The organism is Micromonospora sp. NPDC049799, assembly GCF_040656655.1.
Taxonomy (GTDB): Bacteria; Actinomycetota; Actinomycetes; order Mycobacteriales; family Micromonosporaceae; genus Micromonospora.
On sequence record NZ_JBFAMU010000057.1, the window covers coordinates 1 to 19,134 of the forward strand.

General features: G+C 71.4%; 15 protein-coding genes. 2 read left to right on the top strand and 13 right to left on the bottom strand.

Going from position 1 to position 19,134, the window contains the following annotated elements; translation table 11 throughout:
• Positions 1 to 1,826 (top strand): non-ribosomal peptide synthetase (locus AB0I76_RS07695; RefSeq protein WP_357031297.1); only part of this gene is annotated, 1,826 nt, incomplete at its 5' end.
• 4 nt (positions 1,827 to 1,830) lie between these two features.
• Positions 1,831 to 5,610: a condensation domain-containing protein gene (locus AB0I76_RS07700; RefSeq protein ID WP_357031300.1), complete on the top strand. Its 3,780-nt coding sequence runs from the start codon at positions 1,831 to 1,833 to the stop codon at positions 5,608 to 5,610.
• Here the strand turns inward: AB0I76_RS07700 and AB0I76_RS07705 are convergent.
• The 13 genes from AB0I76_RS07705 to AB0I76_RS07765 form a co-directional block, all read right to left on the bottom strand.
• Positions 5,595 to 6,281: a hypothetical protein gene (locus AB0I76_RS07705; RefSeq protein WP_357031303.1), complete on the bottom strand. Its 687-nt coding sequence runs from the start codon at positions 6,279 to 6,281 to the stop codon at positions 5,595 to 5,597. The genes AB0I76_RS07700 and AB0I76_RS07705 overlap by 16 nt on opposite strands.
• Positions 6,282 to 6,345: 64 nt before the next feature.
• Positions 6,346 to 7,047, bottom strand: a complete 702-nt coding sequence (locus AB0I76_RS07710; protein ID WP_357031307.1) for an FMN-binding negative transcriptional regulator — start codon at positions 7,045 to 7,047, stop codon at positions 6,346 to 6,348.
• A 28-nt stretch (positions 7,048 to 7,075) separates the two neighbouring features.
• Positions 7,076 to 8,881, bottom strand: a complete 1,806-nt coding sequence (locus AB0I76_RS07715; RefSeq protein WP_357031310.1) for a gamma-glutamyltransferase — start codon at positions 8,879 to 8,881, stop codon at positions 7,076 to 7,078.
• On the bottom strand, positions 8,878 to 9,825 hold the full coding sequence (locus AB0I76_RS07720) for a hypothetical protein (RefSeq protein WP_357031313.1): 948 nt from the start codon (positions 9,823 to 9,825) through the stop codon (positions 8,878 to 8,880). Before AB0I76_RS07720 ends, AB0I76_RS07715 begins: the two co-directional genes overlap by 4 nt.
• A complete protein-coding gene (locus AB0I76_RS07725; protein WP_357031316.1) occupies positions 9,822 to 10,322 on the bottom strand; it encodes a VOC family protein in 501 nt (166 codons plus the stop codon). Before AB0I76_RS07725 ends, AB0I76_RS07720 begins: the two co-directional genes overlap by 4 nt.
• A gap of 115 nt (positions 10,323 to 10,437) precedes the next feature.
• The gene (locus AB0I76_RS07730) at positions 10,438 to 11,298 is read right to left on the bottom strand and encodes an aspartyl/asparaginyl beta-hydroxylase domain-containing protein (RefSeq protein WP_357031319.1); all 861 of its coding nucleotides are present in this window, start codon (positions 11,296 to 11,298) and stop codon (positions 10,438 to 10,440) included.
• Between the two features lie 73 nt (positions 11,299 to 11,371).
• A complete protein-coding gene (locus AB0I76_RS07735) occupies positions 11,372 to 12,262 on the bottom strand; it encodes an LLM class flavin-dependent oxidoreductase (protein ID WP_357031322.1) in 891 nt (296 codons plus the stop codon).
• Positions 12,259 to 13,662, bottom strand: a complete 1,404-nt coding sequence (locus tag AB0I76_RS07740) for an FAD-binding oxidoreductase (protein ID WP_357031325.1) — start codon at positions 13,660 to 13,662, stop codon at positions 12,259 to 12,261. Before AB0I76_RS07740 ends, AB0I76_RS07735 begins: the two co-directional genes overlap by 4 nt.
• A gap of 18 nt (positions 13,663 to 13,680) precedes the next feature.
• Positions 13,681 to 16,002, bottom strand: coding sequence for an amino acid adenylation domain-containing protein (locus AB0I76_RS07745; protein ID WP_357031328.1), 2,322 nt, complete (start codon positions 16,000 to 16,002; stop codon positions 13,681 to 13,683).
• Positions 15,999 to 16,931, bottom strand: a complete 933-nt coding sequence (locus AB0I76_RS07750) for a hypothetical protein (RefSeq protein ID WP_357031332.1) — start codon at positions 16,929 to 16,931, stop codon at positions 15,999 to 16,001. Before AB0I76_RS07750 ends, AB0I76_RS07745 begins: the two co-directional genes overlap by 4 nt.
• Before the next feature lie 61 nt (positions 16,932 to 16,992).
• A complete protein-coding gene (locus AB0I76_RS07755; protein ID WP_357031335.1) occupies positions 16,993 to 17,274 on the bottom strand; it encodes a hypothetical protein in 282 nt (93 codons plus the stop codon).
• Complete coding sequence (locus tag AB0I76_RS07760; protein WP_357031337.1) at positions 17,274 to 18,188, bottom strand: chlorinating enzyme; 915 nt, start codon at positions 18,186 to 18,188, stop codon at positions 17,274 to 17,276. Before AB0I76_RS07760 ends, AB0I76_RS07755 begins: the two co-directional genes overlap by 1 nt.
• A gap of 335 nt (positions 18,189 to 18,523) precedes the next feature.
• The coding region (locus AB0I76_RS07765; protein WP_357031340.1) for a crosslink repair DNA glycosylase YcaQ family protein at positions 18,524 to 19,134 on the bottom strand (611 nt) is incomplete at its 5' end.

The following is a 19,134-nucleotide window of genomic DNA, read 5'->3' on the forward strand; positions in this document are numbered from 1 at the left end:
CCGCGATCAACGCCGACCACCGGGACCGCGGCGCCGCCGGCACACTGCTGCACGACGGTTTCCGCGCGGCGCTGGCCCGCGACCCGTCGGCGGTGGCCGTGCAGGCCGGGACGACTGCCGTCAGCTACGCCGAGCTGGACGCCCGTGCCGAGGCGGTCGCGGCCACCCTGGCCGCCCAAGGCATCGGCCCGGAGGCGCTGGTCGGTGTCTGCGTCGAGCGCTCGGTCACCTCGGTCGCGGCGGTGCTCGGTGTGCTCCGCGCCGGCGCCGGGTTCGTGCCGCTGGACACCGGATACCCGGCCGAGCGGCTGCGCTGGATCGCCGCCGACTCCGCGATGGCCGCGGTGATCACGTCCGCGCCTCCGGACGGGCTGGAGGGCGTGCCGGTCATCGACCCGGCCGCCGCCACCGGGACGGACGGCCCGGACGTCGCGATACATGCCCGCAACACGGCGTTCGTCTACTACACCTCCGGTTCGACCGGCCGGCCCAAGGGCGTGATCATCGATCACGGCTGCGCGGCGTCGCGAGTGGAGTGGATCGGCCGCCGCTACCAGCTGGGCCCGGGCCGCCGGGTGGTGCACAAGACCCCGCTGATCTTCGACGTGGCGATCTGGGAGATCTTCGCGACGCTAGGGGCCGGCGCGACGGTGCTGCTGGCCGAGGCCGGCACCGAGACCGACGTGCCGTACCTGGCCCAGTTGCTCGCCGCGCCGGACACCGTGCTCGCCCACTTCGTCCCGTCGATGCTGGACATGTACCTGGCCACGGTCTCCGCCACCAAATATCCGGACCTCGACCGCGTGCAGACCTCCGGCGAGGCGGTACCGGCCGCGTTGCTGCGCCGCTTCGCCGCCCACTTCGACGTCGAGCTGGACAACGCGTACGGCCAGACCGAGACGTCGGAGGTCGCGCTCTGGAGCGGCCGGGACTTCCCGGACGGCGGCGGCGTCCCGATGGGTCGGGCCGTCAACGGCTACCGGCTGTTCGTGCTCGACGAGGCGTTGCAGCCGGTCACCCCCGGCGTCGTGGGCGAGCTCTACGTCGCCGGCGTCGACGGCCTGGCCCGCGGCTACCTCGGCCGGCCGGGCCTCACCGCCGAACGTTTCCTGCCGCACCCCTGGCCGGTGACACCGGGGGAGCGGATCTACCGCACCGGCGACCTGGCGGTCCGCGACGACGACGGCCTGCTGCACTACGCCGGGCGCACCGACGGGCAGGCCAAGGTCCGGGGCGTACGGGTGGAGCCCGGCGAGATCGAGGAGGTGCTCCGCGGCCACCCGGCGGTCGAGCAGGCGGCCGTGCGGATCCGGGAGGACGAGCCCGGGACCAAGGAGATCGTCGCCTACCTGGTGGGGCCCGGCGCGGACGTCACCGACGTGGCGGAGCACGCGGCCGGTTACCTGTCCCGGTACCTGCTGCCGGCGGTCTACGTGAAACTCGACGCGCTGCCGCTCACCCCGTCCGGCAAGGTCGACCGGCAGGCGTTGCCGGCGCCGACCGCGCAGGACCGCGGCGCCCGCGCCGGGGTCTCCGAGACCACCTCGCTGATCGAGTCGCAGCTCGCCGAGGTGTGGCGTGACCTGCTGAACGTCGAGCGGATCGGCCGGCGGCAGAACTTCTTCGAGGCCGGCGGCACCTCACTGTCGGCCCTGCAGATGCTGCACCGGGTCAAGACCCGGTTCCGGGTGGCCGTCACCGTACGACAGTTCTTCAGCGCGCCGACGATCGCCGGTGTCGCTGAGTACCTGGAGAAGGCGCTGGTCGCCGAGCTGGCCGCGCTCTCCGACGACGACGCCGCGCACCGCGGCGGCCAGGAGGGATGATGGTATGACCACATTGGACATGGACCAACAGCGGATGCTCATGGAGTTGCTGCGCGAGCGCAGCACCGCGACGCGGGGCCCGCGCATCGCGCGGGTACCGCAGGGCACCCCGGTGCCCCTCAACCCGCCGCAGGCCAGGATCTGGTTCTCCTGCCGCCAGTACCCGGACACCAGCGAGTACAGCCTGCCGGAGCTGCGGACCCTGGACCGGGCGGTGGACCTGCCGACGGTGCGCGCGGCCACCGCGGAGCTGATGGCCCGCCACGATGTGCTGCGGGTGCGGATGTTCGAGCGTGACGGCGTGCCGATGCAGCAGGACGACGGCCCGGTCGAGCCGCCGGTGAGCTGGCACGACCTGCGGCACCTGCCGGCCGGCGAGGCGCAGGCGCGTGCCACCGCGGCCGGCAACGAGGCCGCTCAGCGCCCGTTCCCGCTCGACGGGCCGTGCTTCTTCCAGGTCATCGGCTTCGCCCTGCCCGGCGACCGGACCATGCTGGTGGTCAACTTCCATCACATCGTCATCGACGGGCTGTCCCGGGCGATGGTCGTCGCCGAGCTCGACGCTCTGCTGGCCGGCCGTACGCTCGACCCGCCGCCACCGGTCGGCTTCCTCGACTACGTGGCCTGGGAGCAGCGCAACGCCGACGAGGCGGCGGTCCAGCGGGACCTGTCCTACTGGACCGCCAGGCTGGCCGGTGACCTGCCGGTGCTGGACCTGCCGCGGGACCATCCCCGGCCGGCCACGTCGCGGCGGGCCGGTGGCACCGTGCCCCTCGCGATTTCCGCCCCGGCACTGGCCCGGCTGCGGCAGCTCGCGGCGGACGAGGGTGTCACCCTGTTCGTGGTTGTCATGGCCGCGTACAAGCTGTTCCTGGCCCGGATGACCGGGCAGCGCGACATCATCGTCGGCGCCCCGCTGGCCGGCCGCGACCACGAGGTCGCCGAGTCGATCGTGGGGTGCTTCGTGAAGTCGGCGCCGCTGCGTACCGACCTCAGCGGTGACCCGACGTTCCGCGAGGTCGTCCGCGCGGTGCACGAGACCGTCCTGGAGGCACACGACCACCAGACGGTGCCTTTCGACCGGGTGGTGGCGGAACTGAATCTGCCCCGGCTCTCCGGCGTGCAGGCGGTGTTCCAGACCATGGTGAACGTGCAGTCCACCGGGGCGGGCGGCACCGCCGACCTCGGCGCCGAGCTGGACACGAACGCCGCGATGTGGGACCTGGCGGCGAGCCTGTTCACCGACCGGGACGGGATGAGCGGCGTGCTCATCTACGCCGCCGACCTGTTCGAGAGGCCGACCGCGCTCCGCTTCGCCGGCGTCCTGGAGAACCTGCTGGTCGCGGGTGCCGAGCACCCCGACGAGCGGGCGTTCGAGCTGCCGCTGCTGTCCCCGGCCGAACGCGAGCGCAGCATGCGTGGGACGGCCGGGTCCGAGCGGCCGGACATCCCGTACCGGACGATGGCGCAGCCGTTCGAGGAGCAGGCCCGCCGCACCCCGGACGCGGTGGCGGTACGCACCGGCGAGGGGGCGGTGACCTACGCGCAGCTGAACGGCCGGGCCAACCGGCTGGCGTGGGCGCTCCTCGATGCCGGCGTCCGGCCCGGTGCCGTCGTGGCGCTGTGCCTCGCCCACGGCGCCGACCAGATCGTCGCCCGGTACGCCGCGGCCAAACTGGGCGCCCCGTACACGGAGATCGAGCCGGAGCGGCTGGCCGGCACCGCCCCGGACGCGGTGATCACCGATCAGGCGACGGCGGCTCAGGTGCCGGCCGGACCGTGGCAGGTGGTCTCGTTCGCGGACGCCGAGCGGTGGAAGACGGCCACCGACGCCCCGCCGGTCGCGGAGGGACATGACCTGCTCAGCCTGGTGGGCTCCGTCGCCCGTGGCGTGGGCGCGGCGCTGGCCGAGGTCGCGGACCTGCAGCGCACTTATCCCGTCAGCCCCGGCGAAGTGGTGCTCCCGGAGACGCCCGACGGCGCGTTCTGGCCCCTGTCGTACGGCGGCACGGTCCTGCTCTGCCCGCCCGTGGTGCACCAGGACCCGCGGCGCCTGCTGGACTACGTCAACGAGTACCGCGTCACCACCCTCGCGACCACGCCGTCGGTGCCGCTGGACGGTGCCGGCGGCGGGTCGCTGCGCCGGGTCTTCTGCGGCGGCGAACCGGTGACCGTCGCCGGCTTCCCCGGCGAGATCATCACCTGGCGGGGGTGGCCGGAGACGGGCCGGCTGGCGGCACACCACGCCCGGTACGTGCTGGACGAGGCGCTGGAGCCGGTGCCGGTCGGCGTGGCCGGCGAGCTGTACGTCGGCGGGGAGGCAGGCCTGGCCCGCGGCTACCACCGGCTGCCCGCGGCCACGGCGGAAAGGTTCGTGGCCGACCCTTTCGGCGTGCCCGGCGCCCGCATGGTTCGCACCGGCGAACTCTGCCGGCGCCGGGCGGACGGTGTGCTGGAACTCCTCGGCCCGATCGACCGGCAGATCACGGTCCACGGGATGCGCGTCGAGCGGGCCACGGTCGAATCGGCCTTCACCGGGCAGGGCGGCGTGGCCCTGTGCGCGGTCATCGCGGCGCCGGAGGGCGGTCTCGCCGCCTTCGTGGTGCCCTCCGGTGACCGGACCCTGTCGGTGGCGGAGCTCGCCGCCGGCGCCGCCGGGCGGCTGCCCGACTATCTGGTGCCGGGCAGCGTCACGGTGGTGGACCGGATCGCACGTACCGGCGACGGCGGGATCGACGTCACCGCCTTGCTCGACCTGCGCGGCGACGACGTGCTCGTCGACGAAGAGGACTTCGTCGCGCCGGAGACCGAGCTGGAGGCCCGGCTCGCCGCGATCTACGCCCGGCTGCTGCGCCGCGACACGGTCAGCGTCACCGACAGCTTCTTCGACCTGGGCGGTCACTCGCTGCTGGTGTTCAAGCTGATCGAGGAGTGCGCGAGCGAGCTCGGGCTGCGGCCGTCCGTACAGGACGTCTTCACCGGCCCGAAGGTCCGCGACCTGGCGGCGACGCTGGGCGCGGCGCAGGCCGCCCCGGCGCTGGAGGACCACCTGATCAACCTGATCGAGAACCCCGGCGCGCCCCTGGTGGTGTTCGTGCACGCGGCGAGCGGGTCGGTACTGCCCTTCTACGAGGTGGCCCAGCGGCTGCGCACCGAGTTCGCGGTGTACGCCCTGCAGTCGCTGCCGGACGACCCGGCGGTGACGATCGAGGAGATCGCCGCCCGGTACGTGGCCGCCGTCGACGCGGTGCGCGGCGTCGCCCCCGTCGTGCTCGCCGGCTGGTCGATGGGCGGCTGCGTGGCCGTCGAGATGGCCCGGCAGTGGCTGCTGCGCGGCGAGCGGGTCGCCGCGACGCTGCTGCTCGACACCTGGGCGCCGCCCTCGTTCATGTCCTCGGCGGAGGAGGCCGCCGAGGTGCGCGCCGCCTGCCTGGCCCTCGACGTGCTGCGCCTGGAGGGCGCCGAGGCCGGCGCCGCCGTAGCGCTGGCCGAGCTGACCGGGATGGTCGAGCGTAACCGGGCCGCGTTCCTCGACTACTGGCCGGAGTTCTACCCGGCCGAGGTGGACCTGCTGCGCGCCAGCGACCCGCTGCCCGCCGGCGCGCCGCAGTTCCCCCCGGGGTACCTGGACGACGACCGCGGGTGGGGCGCCTTCGTCGCCGAGCTGGAAATCACCGAGATCGAGGGAAGCCACCTGAGCCTCTTCGATCCCGGGCATGTCGACCAGCTGGCCTCGGCGATCAGCGGCGCCGTCACCCGGCGGATGGCTTACGAGGAGATCTGAGCGCTGGCGACCGCGGCCCGCAGCTCGGGGTACATCGACCCGTCGTACGCCGCGGCGACCTGCTTCATCGGCTCGGCGGCGATGTCACCCGGCTGGTACGGCCACCAGTTCACCAGGACCGTCAGCCGCTCCCGATGCTCCGGAGCGGCCGGCGGTTCTCGGCGTACATCGGCCCGATTGCCCACGGAGTGCCACAGATGCCCCGGGAACGTGACGTACAGATTCTCGGCCGGGAAGACGAACTCCCGGTCCTGCGCCTCCGGCGAGGGCTCGCCGGCGAAGACCATCAGCGGGCCGTCGTCGACGTCGGTCAGGTACATGACGCTGGACAGCATGGGGGAATCCAGCCTGCCGGTCTCGGGGTCCTCACCGATGTCCCGGTGCAGACCGAATTCGAAGTTCGAGGCGTACGGGGGAGCCAGCCGCCCGAGCCACCACTCGACACCGACGGCGGCCGTGCGGACCTCGGCGGGGATGTGATGCACGAGGTGGTCCCGGACGGCCGCCTCGACGATGTTGCGCGGCGGCGTCGCCAGCGAGTACCAGAAGGTGTAGTGGTAGGGGCTGCGGCCGCCCAGCTGCTCGGGTCGGGTGGCCCTCGCGACGGCCGAACGCAGCTGGTCCAGCGTCTCGGTGGGCAGCGCCTGCGCGGTGTGAGCGATGAGTGCCATACATCGGGACGTTACGGGGCACACCGCCCTGTGGTCGATTGATCTTGAGGCTATCCCGGAACGGTCAGAACGGGCAGACCCCGGCGGCGCCGTCACGCGCCTGGCCAGGCATTCCGCCCCCGGCCGGCTGGCCCATCCCCGCCTCACGCATCAGCCGGGCGATCGGCCGGCCGGTTCCGCTGTCATCGGCCTCGTAACGCCGGATCACCGACTCCTGAACGTCGGCCGGCTTCTCCTGGCTGAACTTGAACAGCCCCTCGACCGCCTCGATCCGCAGCCGGAAGGCGCCCACGCCGGGCAGGATCCGGCGGAAGTAGCCGACCGACGCGGTCTGGTCCCAGCCCGCGCCGAAGCGCTTCTCCAGCTGCTCCGCCGTCCACCGCACGACCTGGAGCGTCTCCTCCGGATCATGGATCAGCTGCAGGCGCCCGCACACGTGCACGGCCGCGAAGTTCCACGTCGGGGCCGACGGGTCACCGGGGTAGACGGCCGGCGTGACGAAGCCGCCCGGCCCGTCGAACATCAGCCGGGCGTGTCCGCCGTCGGTCAGCACCTTCCAGTGCGGGTTGGCCCGGTTGAGATGGCCGTAGAGCTCGGTGCCGGTGAGCGGGCCGGACTCCGGCTCGCCCGGGGCGACGAGGGCCGGCAGGCGCGACGCCCACGGCACGGTCTCGCCGTTGGTGGTGAGCGTCGCCAGCGGGTGACCGTCGATGATCCGGCGGTGCCAGTTCTCGTCCTGGATCTGGTAGTGGCTGGGCACGAACATGGCTACCGCCTCGAAGAAGAAAGGGAGATCAACGGCAGACGGCGTACGCCTGACGGCCGCGCGGGCCGGCCGCGGCCCGCAGGAAACCGGTGGCCGGGTCGACGCCGGCGGAGCAGACCTTGCCGAGCGTGGACTCCGGCACCACGTCGAGCCGGTGACCTCTCCTCTCCAGTTCGGCCAGCACGGCAGGGTCGAACGAGCGCTCCACGACCACCACACCCGGCCGCGAGACGCGCGGCGCGAACGACTGGGCGAAGTGGTCGATGTGCCAGGCGGGCAGCTCGGCCGCCGCCTGCGGTTCGAGTCCGAACTCGGCGACCGCCAGGAACGCGTGCAGCGTCCACTGGTCCTGCTGGTCACCGCCCGGGGTGCCGAAGGCCGAGAACGGCGCGCCGTCGCGCAGCACGATGCTGGGGCTCAGCGTGGTGCGCGGCCGCCGTCCGGGCGCGAGGGAGTTGGGGTGTCCGTCGGCGAGCCACGCCGTCTGGCCACGGGTGCCGAGGGCGAAACCGAGCTCCGGGATGACCGGGGAGCTCTTGAGCCAGCCACCGCTGGGTACGGCGACGACCAGGTTGCCCCACGCGTCGGCGACCGCCACCGTGCAGGTGTTCCCGGCGCCGGCCCGCGGGCCGGCCGGGGTGACGGTGGGCAGGCCGCTGCGCAGGTGGGTCATCCACTCCGGCTCGTCCGCGCCCGGCTCCTCCGGCTCGGCCTGCGGGATCCACGGCTCGGCGCCGTCCGGCCGTCCGGGCTGCGGGTCGAGGTTCGCGTGCTCGCCGATGAGCGAGCGCCGCTCGGCGGAGTATCCGGCGGCCAGCAGGTCGTCCATCGGCACCGGGGTGTGTAACGGGTCGCCGTACCACGCCTCCCGGTCGGCGAACGCGAGCTTGGCGGCCTCGGCGACGGTGTGCACGTACTCGGCGCTGCCCAGCCCCATCGAGCGCAGGTCACACCCGTCGAGCAGGGCGAGCTGCTGCAGGAACACCGGACCCTGGGACCAGGGTCCCGGCTTGTGGACGGTGAACTCCCGGTACGGCAGCGCGCACGAGTCCTCGACGCCCGGCCGCCACGTCGCCAGGTCGTCGCCGGTGAGCAGGCCGCGGTGCCGCCGCCCGGTCGAGTCGAACACCTCGCTGGTGCGCGCGAAGCGGTCGATCGCCTCGGCGACGAAGCCCTGGTAGAAGGCGGTATGAGCTGCCTCGATCTGCGCTTCCCGGTCCGCCGACGCGGCCCGCGCCTCGCGGATCAGCCGTCGATAGGTGTCGGCCAGCACCTCGTTGCGCATCCGGGACCCGGCGGCCGGGACGGCGCCGCCCGGCAGGTAGGTACGGGCCGACTCGCTCCACTCGGTGCGGAACAGCCCGGCCATCGCCCCGATCGTCGACGCCGCGGCGGGCAGCAGCGGATAGCCGCGGGAGGCGTACCCGATCGCCGGCTCGAGGACCGAGTCCAGCGACATGGTGCCGAACTCGCCGAGCAACCGCATCCAGGCCCCGAACGCTCCCGGCACGGTGGCCGGGAGCAGGCCGCCCGCGGGCATCTGCTTGATGCCGAGCGCGGCGAACGCGTCGATCGTCGCCGCTTGCGGCATCGGCCCCTGCCCGCAGATGATGCGGACCGTGCCGGTCGAGCGTGAGTAGACGGCGATCACGACGTCACCGCCCGGCCCGTTCGAGTGCGGCTCGACGATCTGCAGGGCGAACCCGGCGGCCGCCGCCGCGTCGAAGGCGTTGCCGCCACGCTCCAGCACGCTCATGCCGACGGCGGCGGCGAGCCAGTGCGTGGCGGCCACGCCGCCGAGGGTCCCGGTCAGCGCCGGTCGCAGGACGGTCATCGGTTCACTCCCCGCTCGCGCCGGGACGGAAGGTCACAGGCGTGCTGCGCGACGCCGAGCAGGATGTCGACCAGGCCGCTCTCGCACTTGAGCACTTCGGCCTTCTGCAGCTCGGCCGGGCGGTCGTCGGCGTCACCCGCCGCGTACAGCCCGTTCGCGGCGACGTCCTGGGCGATGGCCACCAGCCGGCGCAGCAACTGCGCCACGACCTCGTGCCGGGGGACCGGTGCCCGCAGCGTCGTGAAGTAGGAGTCGTAGATCAGCCCGGCCGGCCGGTGACCGGGCCCGCGGACGGCGGCCTCGCGCAGCAGCGACCGGCCGTTGCTGACCAGGCGCGCGGCGACCCCGTCGTGCACCAGGTGCAGCAGGGCGATGGCGTCCAGCAGCTTCCCGGCGTCGGTGCCGATGCTCCCGGGCAGCCACCGGCGGCGGAAGAGGTCCCGGATGGGCCAGTAGTCCGGCGCCCAGGCGCCGCTGAACGCGCGGTGCCGCAGCCGCATGCTCGGCCGGATCAGGACGTTGTACAGGTCGGGCGGGCACGAGCCGGTGTAGAGCAGCATCGCGGAGTAGCCGTCCACGTAGTGGCTGATCGGCGACAGCACCTCGTCGGCGGACCGGCGGCCCTGGTTCAGGTCGTCCACGAGCTGAGCGATCAGCCGCCACACGACGAAGCAGACCTGGTGCCCGGTGATCCACCGGAACCAGAACAGCTCGTCCGGCGAGTCGCACGGCGCGACCTCGGGCGTCAGCGGGCCGCTTTCGGCGAGAGCGCCCAGGCGCCGGCAGATCTCGGCGTAGTCCCCGGCCGGCACCGCGCCGGCCGGGCCGTCGGGGTCGCCCACCGCCGGCAGGATCAGCGGTTCCAGGCCGTACGCGAACCCGCCGAAGTCCCAGCGCCCGTGGGCCGGCAGGTCGCACAGCGCGCCACTTCCGGCCGGCTTCACGACAGGCCGTCCGGGACGAAGGTGAACTCGAACTCCAGCCCGTTGACGTCGTACGTGTAGAAGCTCTGCACGCCGTCCTCATCGGTCACGATGTCGGTCGGCTGCTCGTCGACGGCGAACATGTAGCGGCCGGACTCCCGGAGCTCGATCCAGCGCCGCCGAAGCCGTACGAGGTCCTCGGCGGCGCCCACGTTGAAGCAGAAGTGCTGGAACTGCACGCCGCTCTCGGTCGGCTCGGACTTGCGCCCCGGCCGTTCGAAGAGGTGGAAGCGGACGTCGCCGAGAACCATCTCGGTCAGCTCGCGGATTCCCGGCAGGCGGCTGCGGGTGAGTTCGGAGAACGCGTCGAGTGACCACGCCCGCCGGCACCCGAGGAAGTCCTCGTACCAGCGGACGCTGTTCTCGAGGTCCGTCGTCTGCACGCCGACGTGATGAAACCGCAGGTCGGGGAATCGGACTTGGGCCGCCACGTCGACGGCCGATGACGTCTCTCTCATGTCTCACCACTCCAGCGGAGGAAAGGCGCATCCGGACACTGTTGTCGCCATGTCATGATGGCCCCGGAATGCGGTCGGCAAAGTTCCCCGCTTTATGGGACAACCGTTGTTGGAATTATCGGGCCGACCGTTCCAAGGTGTAGTGGCGACGGAGTTCCTCGACGTGCGGGAGAGCCGCGGGATCCGCGGCGGCGCGCGCAATATCGATCATGGTGCCCCACACGAAATTCTCGCCACCGTCGTACCGGAAATGCTTCTTGATGACAATGCTGAAGATTTCGTTGACTGTCTCGACGGTCAGCACGTCGGCGAGCCGCATCAGGCCGGCGCGGTCGGCGTCGGTCAGCGGCGGCCGCTTCACCGTCCGGTCGGCCGGGATGCCGGCCTCCGGGCCCGCGCCCTCGACGGTGATCAGCGACTTCGTGGAGGGCACGTCCACGAAGTCGAACATCAGATGCACCCGCTCCTCCGAGGAGAGCACCGCCACCGAGTGGATCTCCGAGGCGTCGAGGAACCACACCTCGCCCTTGCGCATGCGGTAGACGGTGTCGCCCTCGTTGAAGAAGCAGTCCTCGTTGGTGGCGAGAGGGATGTGCATCCGGTGGGCGTTGCGGGTCTCGTCGGCGAGCTCGCTGAGCTCCAGCAGGTCCCGGTGGGGGATGATGACGCTGTTCTGCACCTTGGCGAGCCGGACGAAGTTCAGCCGGTCCAGGTCGGCGACACTCTCGATCAGCTCCCGCAGATAGGGGAGCTGATCGGCGAACTCGGTGAAGGCGGCGGGCCGGTCGTGGTCATAATTGGTGACCACGCCGTCGCCGGCGCTCCCGCCCCGGGCCCAGAGCATGCAGCTCTTCCACGCGCCGCCGAAAACGTAATCGCTGTATGCCTCGGACCACGGAATGGAATCGGTCTGCGCGAGATCCTTCGCCAGGCGGGAGTCGTCGAGCCAGGTGTCCGCTACATAATGCGTTCGCATAGGATCAGGCGCCCTTCTCAGTCGAAACCGGGGTTCTCCTGAGACGGTAGGTGTGTTCTTCTCCGGGGCTAAGTCACGTGATTCGGTGACGATCCAGATCCTCGGCGACCTTTTCCAAAACGTCCACCCGGCCCTGGAAAGGCTCGTCCGGCCGTGGCCATTGCACGACCAGGTCCGTTATTCCGACCTCGGCGAATCTGCCCGCCGCGTCGAAGAACGCCGTCGGCGAGTCGAGGACACCGCCGACGGTGGGCCCGGCGACCAGCAGCCGGGACACCGTGGACGGATCCCGGCCGATCTCCACGCAGGCCTTCTCCAGGGCCTCCACCTGCCGGCGCAGGACGGGCAGCGCCTGCTCGTACGGGGCGCTCGCGAACCGGTTCGGTTCGCCCGTGGTCACCCAGTACGACGCATGCCGGGCCGCCAGGCGCATGCCCCGGGGCCCGGAGGCGGCGATCGCGAACGGGACGCGGGGTTGCTGCCGGCACAGGGGATACGAGTGCACCTCGTCCGCCAGGTAGTAACGGCCGTCGTAGGTGGTCACCGGCTGCGTCAGGAGCTGGTCGGTGAGTTCGACGTACTCGGCGAACCGCTCGGAGCGCTCACGCCGGCTCCACCTGGTCCGGCGGGTCATGGTGGAGTCGAAACCCTCCGCGCCCGCGCCGAGACCGAGCACGAGCCTGCCGTCGGAGATGTCGTCGATGGCGGTGACGTCCTTGGCCAGGTGCACCGGGTGCCGCAGGTTGGGGGAGGCGACCAGCACACCGAGCCCGATCCGCTCGGTCTCCACCGCCGCCGCCGTCAGCGTCGGCACGAGGGTGAACCACTCCTTGGCGCGGAACGCCCGCCAGTTGAGATGGTCGTAGGTCCAGGCGTGGTCGAATCCCATCTGCTCGGCCTGGCGCCATTTCCGCCGAGCCGTCCGCCACCGGTCCTCCGGGACGATCATGATGCCGAATCTCATGCGTCTCCCTCATGACGACCGGGATCGATGTTGAAGTTATAGCGGAAAAGGTTTTGCGGGTCGACCTGCCGTTTGAGCGCGACCAGGCGCCGCCACCGCTCGCCGTACGCCGCCCGCACGCCATCACGGCCCTCGTCGTTGAGGAAGTTGACGTACTGCCCGACCGAGTACGGCGCCATCGCCTCGCTGAAGTCGCGGACCCAGCCGACGTGCCGTTCCCGGTCGCCCCGGCCCGGCTCCCACGCGCCGAACATGTTGATGTTGTGACCGGCGTGCCGGGAACCGAAGGCGGTGGCCGTCGCCGGCACCCGGCCGACCGCCCCGCCGAGGTGGTAGATCGGCACGGCCGCCAGCGGCGAGGTGATCCGTGCCGCGTGCTCGACGACGGTCGCGATGACCTGGTCGCTGAGCTCGCCGAAGTCCACCGAGCGCCAGTAGTACTGCTTGCCGGGCGGGGAGGTGCGGTCGACCATCTGTTGCAGCTCGACGTACGGCGTCGGCCCGACCGTGTCGAGCAGCGGACGCCCGAACTCGCGCAGCGGGCGCAGGAACGCCAGCCCTTCGTCCATGTCACCGGACCAGCACACGTTCAGGGCCACGACGGGGGAGCCGTGCAGCCGTTCCGGGACGGCCGCCACCGACGGGCACAACCGCAGGTTGAGTATCGTCCCGAGCTCGTCCGGGGCGTCCGCGACCAGGTCGCGGTAGTGCGCCAGGAACGCCGGTGCGACGTCCAGTGGATAAATGACCATCCCGGCCAGGACGGTCGGTCCGATCTCGTGCAGGCGGAAGCCGAACCGCACCACCGTCCCGAAGTTGCCGCCGCCGCCACGCAGGCCCCACAGCAACTCCGGGTTCGTCGTGGCGTCCACCTTGAGCCGGCGGCCGTCCGCGGTCACCAGCTCGGCCTCCACCAGGTTGTCCACGGTGAGCCCGCAGCGGCGCATCAGGTGGCCGATGCCGCCGCCCAGGGCCAGCCCGCCGACTCCGGTCTCACTGACGATCCCGCCGGTCGTCGCCAGTCCGTGCGCCTGGCTGGCCCGGTCGACGTCCTGCCAGAGCGCGCCGCCCTGCACGTGGGCCAGCCGGCGCTCCGGGTCGATCTGAACCGCACGCATCCGGGACAGGTCGATGACCATGCCGTCGTCGCAGATGCCCTGGCCGGCCACGCTGTGCCCGCCGCCGCGGACCGCGATGGGCAGCCCGCGCTCGGCGGCGCAGGTGACGGCCGCGGTCACGTCCGCCACGTCTGCGCAGCGCGCGATCAGCAGGGGGCGCCGGTCGATGTCTCCGTTCCAGACCTTGCGGGCCTCGTCGTACCGCGGATCGGCGGCGGTGATGAGATCGCCGCGCAGCGCGTCGGCGAGCTTCTCGGCGTCGCCGGTCGTGATGGTGTTCAAAGCCGTGGTCCTCCGGTCCTAGTCCTGCGGTGACGAGATCGTCGTGGTGCGGATCGCCGCGGCCACGTCACGCAGCGTGCCGTGCATCAGCTGGGCCGGGTCGGGTTCGGCCCGCAGGGTCGCCTTGCACTCGTCGATCAGCCGGAAGGTGAGCAACGAGTGGCCGCCGAGCTGGACGAACGTGTCCAGCACGCTGATCGAGGACCGGCCGAGGACCCGGTGGTAGATGTGGACCAGGGCCGCTTCCACCTCGTCGGCGGGCGGTTCAACCGTGCGTTCGCGGTCGGTGAGCTCCTGCCAGATCTTGATCAGCTCGCCCTGGTCGATCTTGCCGTTCACCGTCGCCGGGAGGTAGTCGACCGGCACCACCCGGTCCGGCCGCATCTGCGCGGGCAGGCCCCCGGCCGCCTGGTCGAGGATCGCCGCCGGGTCCAGGTCGGCGACGGAACTCTGGCCGGCGGGCACGACGAAGGCGAGCAGGCGCAGCGGCTTCCCGTGGGCGATCACCGCGCAGTCGCCGACCGCTGGGTGCGCGGCCAGCACCGACTCGACCTCACCGGGTTCGATCCGCAACCCACGGATCTTCACCTGCCGGTCGATACGGCCGAGGTGCTCCAGCGTGCCGTCCGCACGGTACCGGCAGAGGTCACCGGTGCGGTACATCCGTGACCCCGGCGGTCCGTAGGGATCCGCGACGAACCGCTCGGCGGTCTGGGCGGACTGGCGCCAGTACCCGTCGGCCAGACCGACCTGCCCGCTGATGTACGCCTCACCGGGCGTGCCGACCGGCACGAGATCGAGGTTGGCGTCGAGCACGGTCACCCGAAAGTTGTCGGCGGGCCGGCCCACCGGAACAGAGCCGCCGGTCCAGCCCGGATCGATGACGTTGTCGGTGACCGGCCCCGCCTCGGTCGGGCCGAAGGCGTTGATCAGGTTGCTGCCGGGCAGGACGGCGGCGAACGCCTCGGGGATCCGCGGGCTCATCGGCTCGCCCCCGCACACCACCCACTTCAGGGTCTCCGGAGCGGCGCCGGACAGCTCCTCCAGGTAGGCCGTCATCATCGTCGGCACCAGGAAGATCAGCGACACGCCGTGGTCGCGGGTGAGCCGGGCCAGGTGCCGGGGATCGCGCTCGCCGCCGGGCCGGCAGATCATCAGGCGGGCGCCCTGGTAGAGCGGCCAGAAGAGCTCCCAGATCGAGATGTCGAAACCCGGCGAGGCCTTGAAGAGCGCCGTCTCGCCGGGGCCGAACGGGTACTGCCGCTGCATCCAGAAGATGTTGGCCAGGGTCCCGGCGGTGCGCGAGACCACGCCCTTGGGACGGCCGGTGGTCCCGGAGGTGTAGAGGATGTGCACCAGCCCCGGCCCGCCGTCGAGAACGAGGTTCGTCGCCGGCCGGCCGGACCCGACCTGCTCGGTGCCGACATCGTGGATCTCCCACGGGCCGTCGGGCAGGTGGCCGCGGCAGGCCTGATCGGTCAGCACCAGCCGGGGCGCCGAGTCCGCCAGGATCAGGGCGATGCGCTGGTCCGGCAGATCGGCGTCGAGGGGTACGTAGGTGGCGCCGGTCTTGACCGCGGCGTAGATCGCGACGACCTGGGGTATCCCGCGCTGCAGGCAGACACCGACCCGGGTGCCGGGCCCGGCGCCGAGCCCACGCAGGTGGTGGGCCAGCCGGTTGGCGCGCTCGTTGAGCTCCCGGTAGGTGACGGTGCGACCGTCCTCCTCCTGCAGGGCGACCGCGTCCGGGGTGCGCTGGGCCTGCTCCTCGAACGGCTCCGCCATCGTGCGGTAGCGGATCTCCGGGTCGTGGTGCGGGTTGAGGCCGTGCCGGATCCGCTCGCGTTCCTCCGGGCCGACCAGCGGGTGGCTGATCATCGGTGCGTCCGGGTCGCTGGTCAGGCCGGCGAGCAACTGCAGGAACGAGTGTGCCCAGGCCTCCGTGGAGGGGACGTCCGACGAGTCGGTCATAGTCTCGACGTACAGGTGCCGTCCGGCCCGGGTGATCAGGATCGTCACGGCGACCGGGGCGACGTCGTCGGCCTCCGTTGTGGCGACGGCCTCGGACTTCGCGGCCTGCCGCAGCGCGTCGCGGAAGCTGATGCTCAGGTCCGGCGCGCCGGACCGCGGCAGGATCGCCTCGAGGTCGCGGCGGGTGACCCGGACGCGGCAGTCCGTGCCCGGGCGCGGCAACCGCTCGGCCAGCACGCCCGCGCCGATGGACAGGGCGACGAAGCCGTCGACGCCGGCGGCCGCGGCGAGAGAGTGCAGGGTGCCCATCACGCCGACGGGCACGAGGATCGGCCCGATGCAGTCCGTCTTGGACAGCAGCCCGTTCACGGCGCGGTCCCTTCCAGGAGCAGGCAGGCGTAGAAGCCCGGCGCCAGCGACTGCGCGAGGTACGTCTGCCCGCCGCGGATGCCGACCCGCTCGTGATAGTCGACCAGGTTGATCATCCAGTCGGCGTTGCCGCAGTGCCCGTACGCGGAGAGCGTGTCCGCGAAGTGCAGCCGGTCCGGCGGCAGGCCGACCGAGCTCGCGTTGAACAGGGTCAACGGTTTGTACAGGTTGGCCGCGAACACCTTGGTCACCTGCGGCAGCTGCCGCCCTCCGGCGCGCAGGGCCGCGGACAGCGTACGGTCGGCGACCGCCTTGCGGGAGACGAACGTGTCGCGTCCGCGCAGCCCGTCCGGGTCCACCTTGACGGCGGACGAGGAGAGCCGCACCAGCCCGGGATCGTGCCGGGTCAGCAGGCAGCTGACCGCGGCGTCGCCGAACAGGGCGTACGGGCGGACCCGGTCACGGTCGTCCGGCACGAAGTCCAGGGCGACCATGACCACGTGCGTGACGTCCGGGTCGGCGAACAGGTCTCGGCTGTGCCGCAGCGCGGTCAGCGAGCTGCAGCACCGTTGGTAGGACACGAGGTGCGGGACGCAGTCGTCGAGTCCCAGGGCGATCAGCACCTGCTCGGCGAAGTCGGGCGGCAACAGGGCCAGGGCCGGGTCGCTGGTCGCGATGACGAGATGGTCGATGTCCGTGGCGCCGGCGCCGGCACCCCGCAGGGTCCGGCGCACGGCGTCCACGACGTACTCCTGCACCGGCCCAGACATTTTCCGATAGGTGGTACAGCCCATTTCGGCGAAGTCCGTCCCGAACGAGGCAGTCTCCCAGAGGGAATCGAAATCGGGAATGTTCTCCGGCTTGTTCTCCAGGTCGCCGAAGGCGCACGCGAACGAGCCGATGCCGATATTTTCGAGATCCAAGATCATGGTTCCTTCGATCGGCCGAGCGGATGGGGGAATGCCGGCGCCGGGCTCGGCCCCGCGGACGTCAGGCTCGGGTCGGCACCACCGCGCTCGCATCGATCTCGCGGAGCACGGAAAGAATGCCGTCGATGTCGCCCAGCCGGAGGACCCATTCCGGGCGCATCGTGACGGTGTTGCCGGTGTACTCGTCGATGTAGTTCACGAGCACCAGCACCATGTTGAGCGAGGTGATCCCCAGTTCGTCGCGCGACTTCGCCCGGGCCACCTGCTCGTACGTGATGTCGCTGGTCATCGGCTGCTTGGCGAGGAAGTCGGCGAACTTGCGCCGGTAGTCGTCGGTGGCCATCAGTCGACCTTCGGGAACGGGAAGCCGTTGAGGTTGTTGGTGTGGATGCGGTTGTGGCCCCACCGGTCCTCGCCGGAGACCAGGACGCTGCCGTGGTAGTCGAGGCTGATCGCGTCACCGAACCCGCTGAGGCCATCGATGTGCTCGTAGACCCGCACGGACGGCGAGACGTACCGGGTGGCGAGCCCGAGCCGCTTGGAGTCGCTGACGTTCGGCAGTGAACCGTGGATGCACTTGGCCAGGAAGATGACGAACTGCCCCGGCTTCATCGGCATGTTGACGACCTCGCCGGCGTCCGGGTCCCAGTCCTGGTCGAGCTTGAGCTCCGAGTAGTCGTAGCCGAAGAAGTCGTGGGACTTGCTCTCCACGTTCCGCGACATCGGCTTGGTCTCGTCGTAGTACCACTTCTTGTGGCTGCCCGGGATGAAGCGCAGGCAGCCGTGCTCCTCGTCGGCCTCGGAGAACGCCGTCCACACGGTCAGCTCCTGCGTGGCAGCGGTGCTCTCCTCGGTGTAGCGCAGCGAGGGGTAGGCGACCGAATCGGACTCGAAGACGGTGAAGGCCTCGACCTGGTGCCATCCGGTTCCGTTCTCACCCGGCTGCTTCTCGAAGATGTTCGTCTTCCAGCAGATGATGTCGTCGCCCATCAGGCTGCGCAGCTTGTGCACGACCGTCGGGTGGGCGATGTGCCGCGACAGGGTGTCGCAGTCCAGGTGGCGGTCGTAATTGATGATGGTCGAGTCGTGCGGCTTGTTGCGGGACGTGACCATCTCGATCATGGCCTGGCTCCAGAGGAGCGGAGCCTCCTCCTCGGAATAGAGGTCGAACGGTCCGAGGAAACCGTTCTCCTGGAAGGACTTCACCTGTTCGGCCGTCAACCCTTGGGTTGCCGTTCCGGTGATGCTTTCAGCCACCTTGTCTTCCTTTCACGACGGTGCCTACCGGGCCTGGGCCACCTCGAAATGAGGAGGAATGCGGGGCCAATCAGGCTCACCGTATGCGGGTAGGAGCGACGCGTCTTGTCACCGGAAACGGGGGTCCGGGGGTGGCCCCGGAATCAGCCGCCGGCCTGCGACAGGCCCGCCGCCATCAGGAATCCGGCCACGGTGACCAGGTGGGCGTTCTCGAACGCCTCGGGATCATGGTGTTCCGGGTCAGGCTGCTCGCGGATACTCGTTGATCACGCCGAGGACCGTCGTCCGTCGGACGCACCGGCCGCTGCCGCTCCTGCGCCTGTCCCGGGCACACCTCACCGGCGGGAGTTGAACCGCACGTCGTGGTCTACGGCGTCGGGCGCGGCGAACGCGAGCAGCCGCTCGCCCTCCTCGGTCAGGTCGTGCACGTCGCGGGTGGGGATCTGGAACAGCGGCCGCACGACCAGCGTCGCCGCGCCCTTCCGCCGGGTGATCTTCCAGGTGGCCCGGACGAACCCGTCGACCAACACCGTCCCGGGGATGACGCCGGGCACGCCGAACACGTCGCGGCGGTCCCGGTCGTCCATGATCCGTCTGGTGTCGTCGTGGGAGACCACGATCGCGTCGAAGTCGGCGACGTAACGCACCGGCGCCGGGGTGTCCGGGTGCGGCAGCGGGGCGTCGGGCAGGTCGAGCAGTTCGGCGCCGTCCTCGTCGCGGTAGGCGATCAGCCGGTCGCCGAGCCGGTCGGTCACCTCGCGCAGCCCGCTGAGCCCCGACCACGCCTGCACGTCCTGCACCGTCGCGGGGCCGAACGCCGCCAGATACCGCAGCACCAGGTCGTCCAGCGTCGTCCCCGGACCGCCGCCGACACCCAGCCAGTGCTCGGCGCTGGTGTACGCGGGCTGCCCGACCGCGCCCCACAGCCCGTGCGGCGGCACCTGCA

Coding starts and splice junctions, on each gene's coding strand:
- AB0I76_RS07700 (WP_357031300.1), top strand. CDS start 1,831: ATGACCACATTGGACATGGACCAACAGCGGATGCTCATGGAGTTGCTG.
- AB0I76_RS07705 (WP_357031303.1), bottom strand. CDS start 6,281: ATGGCACTCATCGCTCACACCGCGCAGGCGCTGCCCACCGAGACGCTG.
- AB0I76_RS07710 (WP_357031307.1), bottom strand. CDS start 7,047: ATGTTCGTGCCCAGCCACTACCAGATCCAGGACGAGAACTGGCACCGC.
- AB0I76_RS07715 (WP_357031310.1), bottom strand. CDS start 8,881: ATGACCGTCCTGCGACCGGCGCTGACCGGGACCCTCGGCGGCGTGGCC.
- AB0I76_RS07725 (WP_357031316.1), bottom strand. CDS start 10,322: ATGAGAGAGACGTCATCGGCCGTCGACGTGGCGGCCCAAGTCCGATTC.
- AB0I76_RS07730 (WP_357031319.1), bottom strand. CDS start 11,298: ATGCGAACGCATTATGTAGCGGACACCTGGCTCGACGACTCCCGCCTG.
- AB0I76_RS07735 (WP_357031322.1), bottom strand. CDS start 12,262: ATGAGATTCGGCATCATGATCGTCCCGGAGGACCGGTGGCGGACGGCT.
- AB0I76_RS07750 (WP_357031332.1), bottom strand. CDS start 16,931: ATGATCTTGGATCTCGAAAATATCGGCATCGGCTCGTTCGCGTGCGCC.
- AB0I76_RS07755 (WP_357031335.1), bottom strand. CDS start 17,274: ATGGCCACCGACGACTACCGGCGCAAGTTCGCCGACTTCCTCGCCAAG.